Source organism: Corallococcus sp. AB049A (assembly GCF_003668885.1).
GTDB classification, from domain to species: domain Bacteria; phylum Myxococcota; class Myxococcia; order Myxococcales; family Myxococcaceae; genus Corallococcus; species Corallococcus interemptor.
This window is the reverse complement of record NZ_RAWL01000668.1, coordinates 1-2,910: the sequence shown is the minus strand read 5'-3', so window position 1 is coordinate 2,910 and position 2,910 is coordinate 1. Positions and strand designations below refer to the sequence as shown.

Annotated in this window: 2 protein-coding genes; both read left to right on the top strand. The window is 71.6% G+C overall.

Going from position 1 to position 2,910, the window contains the following annotated elements; all coding sequences use genetic code 11:
* Positions 1 to 380 precede the first annotated feature (380 nt).
* Complete coding sequence (locus D7X55_RS38035) at positions 381 to 1,529, top strand: hypothetical protein (protein ID WP_120546238.1); 1,149 nt, start codon at positions 381 to 383, stop codon at positions 1,527 to 1,529.
* 206 nt (positions 1,530 to 1,735) lie between these two features.
* On the top strand, positions 1,736 to 2,910 hold a 1,175-nt coding region (locus tag D7X55_RS38030), incomplete at its 3' end, for an AAA domain-containing protein (RefSeq protein WP_147470380.1).

The window sequence follows — 2,910 nt, the reverse complement described above, 5'->3', positions numbered from 1 at the left end:
GGTGGGCATAGCGGGGAGCGATGGAGGCCATGGTGTAGGTCCCCTCAACAGCCGGGGAGGGCCCAACCAACCCCATCAGGGAGGGCGCTGTCCACTGCGACGGCCGCCTGCCCCCCTCTTCCCCGAGAGAGCGGCAACCTGTCAGGTCGTCCAAACCCAGACATGGAGTGCGCCGTTTCTCGACTCCTCGCAAAGACAGACAGCCGGGTCATTGGGGCTCCAATGGGGTGTCTGTGTATACCTGGACCTGGGTACAGCCTTGCCCGTATTGCTAGAAAAATCCGTTTATGGCAGAGAATTGTGCACGGGCCTGGTTGTCATTGTCTGGCGTCAGGACCGCTCCCCCCGACCCGGCACCGCCCTTCTCATTGGAGAGAGTCATGTCCTTGCGCCGTCCTCTGTCGTTCTTCGCCTCCCTGCTGCTGCTGGGCGGCTGTGGTACCGAAACCCTGGAGGAGGGCGCGGGGCCGCGTCAGTCCAGGGCCGCGCTGCACACGGGCATGGACCTGGCGGTGGCCGGGCTGGGCGTGACGTGCGCGGAGGGCCAGGTGGCGACGGTGACGGGCACCATCGTCAACGAGGCGCCGACGGGCATCGACCCCTCGGTGGCGGGCATCTACGCCGGGGACCCGGCCGAGGGCGGCACGCTGCTGGCGACGGTGAACGTGCCGTGGCTGGTGGGCAAGGAGCGCTATGCGTTCGAGACGGCGGTGCAGGTGCCGGACGGTACGCAGAAGCTGTTCGTGGTCGCGGACCACGTGGACTTCTTCCCGGAGGACAGCGAGGAGAACAACACGGGGTCGCTGACGCTGGCGGCGGGCGGCGGCTGTCTGGTGAACCAGGCGCCGGTGGCGCTGTGCAAGGACGTGACGGTGCCGGCGAACGCGTCGTGTGGGGCGACGGCGTCCATCGACAATGGCTCGTATGATCCGGACGGCTTCCCGCAGCCGCTGAGCATCACGGCCAGCCCGGCGGGCCAGTACCCGGTGGGCACGACGCCGGTGACGCTCACGGTGTCGGACGGGATGGATTCCGCGTCGTGCTCCGCGACGGTGACGGTGGTGGACGATGCGGCGCCGGTGGCCGGGGCGAGCAAGAACCTGGTGCTGGCCCGCACCCTGGGCGCGGACTACAAGACGGTGACGCTGGCGGACTGCGCGCAGCCGGCGGTGGACACCTGCGGCGGGACGCTGGACCTGCAGCAGTCGGCCTCCATCCTCCGCGTGGAGTCGGACGAGTCCGAGGACGCGCTGTTCAGCCTGGCCCTCTTCAAGTGCCAGGACATCAAGCTGAGCGCGGACCGCAAGTCCGCGCAGCTGCGCGCGGAGTCCAGCCTGCTGGGCAACGGCCGCGTCTACACGATGGTGTACTCGGTGGCGGACGCGTCCGGTAACGCGACGATTGGCACCTGCAAGGTGAAGGTGCCCAGCCTTCAGGGCCTCATCTCCGTGGGCGTGGGTCCCGTGTACTGCCAGGGCGAAGGCTGCCCGGCGAACACGGGCGGCGGGCTGCTCTGCCCGCTGCTGTAGTCGCCACGCAGCTCCAGGGCGGTGATGACGGCCCGGGTCCGCGAGTGTGCGCGGCCCGGGCTGTCGCGTTGGGGCTTCACCCCTGGTGCAGGCGTGCGAGGGGCCCTGCGCGTGCGTTGACGCAGATCGCTGCCTCCCCTAGCTTGGCCGGCTCCCGGCATCGCCCCATTCCGAGGTGAGGAAGGGCCGCGCCGCGAGCACCCCGTATGATGCGCAGGACGGACGAGGAGTCGGGTCAGGGGGAGGCGCCGCGGGACGAGCGTGCTCCGGATGGCCTCATGCCCGTGCTCCGCGTGGAGTACGACACCGACGTCCAGGTGGAACACGCCGCGCCGGTGCTCCGGGTCCGCTCGTCGTGGCCGCCCGAGGACGAGGACGCCGCGCCCGCGCCGAAGGCCACGGAGGTGAAGGGCAGGGCATCCGCGAAGGGACGGACGCTGACCTTCCGGGAGCTGGACTCCGCGGCGCTGGCGTCCAGGCCGCCCTCCCACCGCATGAACCGCGCGGTGCCCACCGTTCGCGGTGACGAGGCAGAAGCCCCGCGCCTCGCTGACGCTGGGACGCCGAAGCCGCCCGCGCCGAACCTCATCCGCGTGGACGACGCGGCCGACGCGCGTCCTGTCGAAGAGGCTCCCGCGCGCGACGTGTCCGCCTCCGGTGACGTCACCCCCGCGGAGCGCGAGGCCATGCAGGCCGCCGTGTCCTCCGGGCGCCGCCGGGAACAGTGGGTCGCGCCCACCTATCTCCCGGAGGACCTGCGCGACGCGCTGGTGGCCGAGCGCAGCCAGTACCGCGCGCAGCGGATCCAGGAGGCCCGCGAGGTGGGCCTGGCCGGGCCCGGGGTGCTGGGGCTCGTGCCCGTGCCCGCCGCGGATCCGGACTGGTCCGGTGGCTCGCTGCTGGGCTTCCTGGGCGAGGAGCTCGTCTTCGCCGGGAACATCGTCCACCTGGACTTCGAATCCGGCCGCGTCTTCGCCTCCTCCGACTCCGGCGAGGACCTGGACCGCCGCGTCCTCTCCTGCGAGCGCTGGTGCTACCGGCCCTACGACTTCGCGGAGGCCCTGTGCGCCGCCGCTGCCGCCTACGAGGAACGCGTCCCCGCGCTCGAGAACGCCCTGGCGCGCGCGAAGGGGGAATTGCTGCCCTCCACGCCGTCCCCCCGCGACGCGGAGCTCATCCCCGTGGACCGGCTGTGGCGCCAGCCGTGGGGCAGCATCTGGGGCCCGCCCGGCACCGGAAAGACCACGGCCGTCGCGGACCTCATCGCCCGCGCCCTGCGCGCCTACCCCCACGAGCGCATCCTCGCGGTGGCCCCCACCAACCGGGCCGCGGATGAGCTGGTGATGCGCGTCAGCGCCCTCCTGGAGCGCGACCCCATCCC

Excerpts from the sequence above, each read along its gene's own strand:
- D7X55_RS38035 (WP_120546238.1), top strand. The coding sequence starts at position 381 with ATGTCCTTGCGCCGTCCTCTGTCGTTCTTCGCCTCCCTGCTGCTGCTG.